We start from the raw sequence: 5827 nt of genomic DNA on the forward strand, positions 1-5827 counted from the left end.
AGCTTCATTTGCTCCTTGGAGAGTGTTTCACTCTAAAACGGCGTCCTTCGGACGCTAAAAACAAAGTTGAAACTGATTGAGGGTTTCGTTTAGTGTTAAACCCTAACTTGAATTGCCTTTTGTTAATGCACGACTAATCTTTGCCCTTTTGAATGGTAAGGGCCATTTTTTGGTCAAGCTTTCCCAAAGCTTGTTCGCCTGCGCAAAGTTTGACCAAGGTTCGCATGTCGTTTTTAGAAATTCTCGGTCTTAAGATGGGTTTGCTCTTGCACTTGCTGGTTCTGTAGTGTTTCACTGAGTACAACGCCCGAAGGGCGTTAATGGGAAGTTGAAACCTGTTTTAGCTTGCTTTCCAAGGTAAACCTACTTTGAGTTTGCAATCTTGAGAAGACATGCAAACTAATTCCGGCATTTTGCTGGAGTTTACTTTTTGATCAAACTTTGCTCCGCAAAGTTTGCTTGCCGAGCAAAAGCTTCAGCGCCGCTTTCACTATCCTTCAAGCATCCTTGACGGATGGCGGAAGATTAGGGGCCTTTTTGAAATTTGCAGTCTTTCTGAGTGGGTTTCTTATTCACTTGCTCTCTAGAAGAGTGTCCTTTGGCGCCAAAAACAAAGTTGAAACTGCCTGAGGAGTTTTGTTTGGTGTTAAACCCTGTCTTGAGTTGCTCTTTGAGTAGTGCACAGCTAATCTTTGCACTTTTTAAATGACAAGGGTCCATTTTGGTCAAACTTTGTTTATGTGTTGTTAGAGTTCTGGAAGGGGTTTCACTCGCCATCCTACAGGTTAAAAAGGGCCATCCTTTCACAGTTTTCCTAGAGTATGCGGGTTGTCTCAGGAAAAACTTTATAAACAGGCCGGGCAACGCTCACCAGATGATTAAAAACCACCTTTCTTGGAGGTGTTCGCAGTGGAGATGAAGTTCGAGATACCCGTATGCACCTCATGCGGAAAGGAGATAACCCCTAGGGAGCACGCTACCCACTTCGTCTGCCCGAACTGTGGTGAGGCTATCATCTGGCGCTGTGAATCCTGTAGGGTTCTTAGCGTCCCATACAAGTGCCCCAAGTGTGGCTGGGAGGGACCGTGAATTAGGAGGTGAAGAAGATGAGCGACTACAATATGGTTGCCGTCGTTAAGGTCATGCCGACCGACCCTGAGGTTAACCTCGACGAGCTCGAGGCAAAGCTCAAGGAGGCACTACCGGAGAAGTTCGGTCTTGCCAAGGTCGAGCGCGAGCCCATCGCGTTTGGTCTCGTCGCCCTCAAGTTCTATGTCCTGGCCAAGGACGAAGAAGGTTACGACCTCGACCAGGTTCTTGAGGCCTTCAGAAACGTTGAAAACGTCGAGAGCGCTGAGGTCGAGACCGTTTCGAGGATTTGAGCCTCCTTCAATTTTTCTGCACTTTTCTGTGTTTCGTTGAAAAGGTTTTCAGTTTAAAACACAATAAAAAGTGGGGAGGGAAAACTTAAAGCTCCAAGCTCAGGCTTAGCTTCGGCCTCTTCCATTCATCGAGTATCGAGCGAAGCTCCTCGTTTTCCACCTTCGAGTAAAACTCGTCAAAGCGTTTCTTTGCCCCATTGTCACCTGCTTTCCAGCGAGCGAGCTCGCCTATGGCCCTGAAGAAGTAAGCAGTATCGTCCTCAAAGAGCTCCGCAAACGTTTCCATGTTCCTTGTGATTACGTCGTAGGCCTCTTCATTGAACAGTCCCTCGATGAAGTCAACGAGCGTGTCGAAGACGACTCCAAAGATATCATCGCTGACGTTTATTGCCTTGAGCAACGCCTCGCGGAGGGCCTTAAAAGCTCTATCGTAGTCCTCCCTTCCGGCATGGATTTCGGCCTCAACGAGCTTGGCGTTAATCTCTATCTCGTCGTCCCTCGGGTTCCTGAGAACCTCCTTTATCAACTCCTCAGCTTTCCCGTAGTCCCCAAGCTCGTAGTAGAAGTGGGCCAAATCAAGGAGGCTTATCAGCCTGTTCTTCTCGTCGTTTATGCGCTCGAATATCCCCCTCGCGCGTTCCATCAGTTCTATTGCCTTCTCTGTTTCGCCGAGCTCGTCGTAGTTGACTGCGAGGTTTGCCAATGTTAGGGCAATCTCCTTGTCGTTCTTAAGGACGTTCTCCTCGTGCTCGAGGAGCTTTTTGTAGGTCTCTATCGCCTTCTCGGGCATCCCGAAGTGCTCGTAGGCATCGGCGAGATAGTAGAGGGCAGTTGCATATTCCTCAGGGTCGTCCTTCTTCTTCTCAACGACTCTCTTGTAGAGCTCCATCACACTTTCAACGTCGTCCAAATGGGAGTAAACGTGGCCAATCTCGTGAAGAAGGTCGTAGGGGTCGTCACATTCGACTGCTACTTCCCCGAGCCTCTTGAGTTCCTTTCTCAGTTCCCCCTCACTCTCGATAGAGTCAACGTAATCGTCAAAGAGCTCAAGCAACTTCTCGCAGTCCTTTTCAGCAAGAGCTTTCCCCCATTCATCTTTGAGGTTCATTTCACATCACCGCCCTTCGGTTCCCCTAAATGGTTAAAAAGCTATGGCCCATCAAAACCCCGGCAGGCTTGGAGTGAACCGTAAGTTCTTCAAAATTGTTAATCAAATTTCGACGTTTTAACAACTAATTGTCGCAATTAAAATAGCTTTTTCCTTTTGTCGTCATTTTGACTGGCGAATATCCCATTGATTGTTGGAAAACACGATAGTTTAGGACAAACTTCCCAACCAATTGGACATTCTGTCCATTGGTTCAACGTGAAAGGTTATATCTCACATCGCCAGTTCAACACATGGACAATTTATCCAGGTGGTGTAGATGGAAGAAGTGAGAAGGGACATGATACAAGAGTACGCGGGCTGGAGCAGTCTTAACGTGCTCGAAAACGCGAACCGCTATCCCGGCCCAACAGGTTTTTTCGCATATATCATGGAGGAGGCCCTGAAAGAGAGCATCTCACTAGTCCCAAAGGAAGGGAGAGATGCGCACTTCTCCGGCGATATTTACATCCATAAGCTTCCCTACAGTCTTTACATCCCCTACTGCACGGGCCACAGTACCGCCAGACTCCTTGAGAAGGGCCTCAGAACGCCGACGATAGTATCGAGGCCGGCCAGACACTTCGACACATACGTTGACCACATAGCCAACTACCTCATAACCATGCAGCACTACTTCAGCGGTGCCCAGGCACTAAGCTCAGTGGAGTGGTATGCGGGACCATTCATCAGGAAAGAAGACCTAGACAGGCGTAAAATCAGGCAGAACATCCAGAGGCTTGTTTATAACCTCAACTACCCCACGAGAATTGGCCTTCAAACTCCATTCACAAACTTCACCGTAACGCTCGACGCCCCGAAGAAGATGCTTGAGGGTGACCACGCGGTTTACGATGGGAAAAAGCTCGAACCCCTCGGTGAGTACGAGAGGGAAGCCAAAGAGTTCTTCATAGCCCTAACTGAGGTCCTAAGGGAGGGAGACGCCCTCGGACAGCCCTTCACATTCCCGATTCCCACGATAATGGTTACGGCCAAGATGCTCTGGGACGACCCGGAGGTGTTTGAAGCCGTTTTTAAAACGGCCGCTAGGAGGGGGAGCTTCTACTGGCTCAACACGAACGTCGTTGACCCGGACGCGAGCTACGCGATGTGCTGCAGGATAGCCATAGACAAGACCGAGATGGCCTTTGCCTTCGGTGTCTCCGGGAAGAGCGTCGAGGAAGATGCTATAGAGAAGCTCGAAAGACAGCGCTTCGGAGGCCTCTGGGCGATGCCCGACGTCACCGGCTCGGTGAACGTGACCACGGTCAATCTGCCGAGGCTCGCTCTCAAAGCGAAGGACGACGACAGGTTCTGGGAGGAGTACGAGAAAACCCTCGAAATCGTAAAGAAAACAACGGACTGGTTCAGGGAGCGCTACGTGAGGCTGATAACGAACTACAGGCAGATGTACCAGATGATTCACCTCTACCTCGAGGAGTTTCCAAACAGTCACTTCAACACCATCGGAATCCTCGGCCTTCCGGAAGCGGCCGCGGTTTACCTCAACGAGCCGAAGCTCTGGGAGGAGGGCACAAGAAGGGACTGGCTTAACGCGGCTGAGCTCATGAAGGAGATTGTTGAGTTCGCCACTTCCAAAGCTAGGGAGTGGATGCGCGAAACCGGAACACCTTGGAACGTCGAGGAAGTGCCGGGAGAAAGTGCCGCGGCGAAGCTGGCAATAAAAGACCTGCACGAGTTCCCGGAGCTCAGGGAGTACCTTAGCGACCCGGAGAACCCGATTTACTCAACGAGTATAGCGCCCTACTACGGCTCCCTCGAGCTGGCAGACAGGATAAGGATTGAGGAAAAAGTTCAAAGAAGCTTCACCGGTGGAGTGATGATGCACGTCTTCCTCGGGGAGGAGCCGGACCCGGAGGCATTGGCGAAGCTCACGAAGAGGCTCATGAAGACGGAGCTTGTCTACTGGAGCTACACGCCGGCGATAACCGTCTGCAACTCCTGTGGATACTCGACTACCGGCCTGTACACACACTGCCCACGCTGTGGGAGTGAGAACGTAGAAATATGGAGCCGGATAATTGGCTACTACAGACCGCTTAGGAACTGGAACCCCTTCCGGAAGAGGGAATTCTGGACGAGGAGGCACTACTCCTCCTGATTTCTTTTTGGAGGTGGTTCAATGCTCGTGAGTGGCTGGAAGAGTGTCAGCATGGTTGATGTCCGTGGCAAGGTCACCTTTACCCTCTGGCTCTGCCTCTGCAACCTCAGGTGTCCCTTCTGCCACAACTGGCGCATCGCCGAAGGTTTGGAGTGCTTCCCGCTCAATAGAAAAGCCCTTTTGGACGAACTCGAATCAAGCACCTTCCTCGTTGACTACTTCCACGTCACAGGTGGCGAACCACTGATGCAGTGGCAGGAGTTGGGCCCTCTCTTAGCCGAAGTCAAACTCCTTGACGTCCCTGTGAGTCTGAACACGAACCTTACTCTCGTTGGTCCACTAGAGAGGCTTCTGAAAGCTGAACTCGTTGAGCATGTAGCCACGGACCTCAAGATCCCCCCTGAACTCTACGGTCTCCCGGAAAAACCCTCGAAAAAGCTCTGGGAGCTCTTCCTTAAGGGTCTTGAGCTGGTCTCAAGCTATGGGATTCCACTAGAACTGAGGATTCCCGTGGCGAGGGGATTAAATGCCTGGCCATGGGTAGAGGAGGGGCTTAAGCATCTCAACACAGACTTCTACGTCATCCTTAACCCCCTAGTCGGAAGGCCCCTGACGAATCCAAGGGACGAAGCCTGGTGCTCAAACCACTGCTGGCCAAGGGAGGAGGTCGAGGAGCTGAGGGAGAAGCTGGAGGAGCTGGGTATAGATGTTTACACGAACCACTTTGGGGACAGCTCAGCCAAGAGAGTTCTTCTCACTCCTGAATAACCGTTTGGAACCCAATTTCCGGAGTTTTCTTGTTTTATTCACCAAGCCAAGCTATCCAATGCTCATATGGGCGTCATGCTCCTTACACAAGCCAAGGATTTCTTACCGAAAAGCTTATAAATAGGCCAAAGGAACGATAATGCGGAAACACTGATTGTAACTAAAACTTATCCTCCCATAAAAAAAGAAAAGGAAGGGGGTGAGGGGAGATGGCCCAGCTCGCAGGCCAGCCGGTTGTTATTCTGCCCGAGGGAACTCAGAGGTACGTTGGAAAGGACGCCCAGAGGCTCAACATCCTCGCCGCTAGGATTGTTGCTGAGACCATAAGAACCACACTCGGACCGAAGGGCATGGACAAGATGCTGGTTGACAGCCTTGGAGACATCGTCATCACCAACGACGGAGCCA

The 5827-nt window shown here is 50.8% G+C and carries 6 protein-coding genes; 5 read left to right on the top strand and 1 reads right to left on the bottom strand.

Annotation, left to right across the window (positions count from 1 at the left end):
• The first annotated feature begins 915 nt into the window (after positions 1-915).
• Positions 916-1089 (top strand): zinc finger domain-containing protein, encoded by a 174-nt coding sequence (locus F7B33_RS08280; RefSeq protein WP_050003902.1) that lies wholly within the window; start codon positions 916-918, stop codon positions 1087-1089.
• 17 nt (positions 1090-1106) lie between these two features.
• Positions 1107-1382, top strand: coding sequence for an elongation factor 1-beta (locus F7B33_RS08285; protein WP_042691023.1), 276 nt, complete (start codon positions 1107-1109; stop codon positions 1380-1382).
• 85 nt (positions 1383-1467) lie between these two features.
• Here the strand turns inward: F7B33_RS08285 and F7B33_RS08290 are convergent, their stop codons facing one another.
• A complete protein-coding gene (locus F7B33_RS08290; protein WP_297064656.1) occupies positions 1468-2490 on the bottom strand; it encodes a lipopolysaccharide assembly protein LapB in 1023 nt (340 codons plus the stop codon).
• 319 nt (positions 2491-2809) lie between these two features.
• Between F7B33_RS08290 and F7B33_RS08295 the strand changes: the two genes are divergently transcribed.
• The 3 genes from F7B33_RS08295 to F7B33_RS08305 all read left to right on the top strand — a co-directional run.
• Positions 2810-4651 carry an anaerobic ribonucleoside triphosphate reductase gene (locus F7B33_RS08295; protein WP_297074105.1) on the top strand — a complete coding sequence of 614 codons (1842 nt, stop codon included), beginning with the start codon at positions 2810-2812 and terminating at the stop codon, positions 4649-4651.
• 21 nt (positions 4652-4672) lie between these two features.
• Complete coding sequence (locus tag F7B33_RS08300; RefSeq protein WP_297074106.1) at positions 4673-5419, top strand: anaerobic ribonucleoside-triphosphate reductase activating protein; 747 nt, start codon at positions 4673-4675, stop codon at positions 5417-5419.
• Between the two features lie 209 nt (positions 5420-5628).
• A partial coding sequence (locus F7B33_RS08305) for a TCP-1/cpn60 chaperonin family protein (RefSeq protein ID WP_297074107.1) occupies positions 5629-5827 on the top strand: 199 nt, incomplete at its 3' end.

The sequence above is a fragment of the Thermococcus sp. genome (assembly GCF_015523185.1).
GTDB lineage: Archaea > Methanobacteriota_B > Thermococci > Thermococcales > Thermococcaceae > Thermococcus.

Excerpts from the sequence above, each read along its gene's own strand:
- F7B33_RS08285 (WP_042691023.1), top strand. The coding sequence starts at position 1,107 with ATGAGCGACTACAATATGGTTGCCGTCGTTAAGGTCATGCCGACCGAC.
- F7B33_RS08300 (WP_297074106.1), top strand. The coding sequence starts at position 4,673 with ATGCTCGTGAGTGGCTGGAAGAGTGTCAGCATGGTTGATGTCCGTGGC.
- F7B33_RS08290 (WP_297064656.1), bottom strand. The coding sequence starts at position 2,490 with ATGAACCTCAAAGATGAATGGGGGAAAGCTCTTGCTGAAAAGGACTGC.
- F7B33_RS08295 (WP_297074105.1), top strand. The coding sequence starts at position 2,810 with ATGGAAGAAGTGAGAAGGGACATGATACAAGAGTACGCGGGCTGGAGC.
- F7B33_RS08280 (WP_050003902.1), top strand. The coding sequence starts at position 916 with ATGAAGTTCGAGATACCCGTATGCACCTCATGCGGAAAGGAGATAACC.